General features: G+C 75.7%; 1 protein-coding gene. It reads left to right on the top strand.

The window, feature by feature from the left end; genetic code table 11:
- Positions 1 to 579: glycosyltransferase family 29 protein (locus tag OZN99_RS32970; protein ID WP_270939382.1), on the top strand; the 579-nt coding region annotated here is incomplete at its 5' end.
- Positions 580 to 671 lie beyond the last annotated feature (92 nt).

Genomic DNA, 671 nt, shown 5'->3' with positions numbered 1-671 from the left:
CCGCCCGATCCCGCCGCCCTGCCGCCTGCGCTGGCGCGCCTGGCCACGGCGCGCGAGGTCGCGCTGGTCGGCAACGGGTCCGGCCCGCTCGGCCGCGGCCAGGCCGCCGAGATCGAGGCGCATGACTGCGTCACACGCCTGAACTACCCGGTGCTGGACGGCTTCGCCGCCGATGTCGGCCGGCGCACCGACGTGATGCTGTTCAACCAGGCCAAGCGCGCGGAGTTGCCGCAGCTGGTGCAGCGGGAGCCCGGCTACGCCGCGCTGCCCGCACTCTCGCTCGCGGCCTGGGCGCCCAAGGACCAGCCCGATCCGCCCGCCCTGCCCGCGCCCTTCGCGCCGCTCGTCGGGCAGGTCGGCTACCGCCGCGGCACCGCCGGCTTCCAGGCCATCCTGCTGATCGCCCTGCTGCTGCACCGGCCGGTCACGCTCTACGGCTTCGACTTCTTCAGAGCCGGCCAGCCCGGCCACTACTACGGTCCCGCCACCGCCGCGCTGGGCCACGAACTGGCCTATGAGCGATGGTTCTGCACGACCTTCCTGCCCCTGCTGCACCCCGCGCTGCGAATCGCGGCGTGACCGCGCCGCTACGCGGCGGCCTGACCGCGCCGCTGTGCGGCGGCCTGACCGCGCCGCTGTGCGGCGGCGTGACCGCGCCGCTGTGCGGCGAC

Origin of the sequence: Falsiroseomonas oryzae (assembly GCF_027856955.1) — a bacterium.
In the GTDB taxonomy this organism is placed as follows: Bacteria; Pseudomonadota; Alphaproteobacteria; order Acetobacterales; family Acetobacteraceae; genus Falsiroseomonas; species Falsiroseomonas oryzae.
This window is presented reverse-complemented; position numbering and strand designations above follow the sequence as displayed.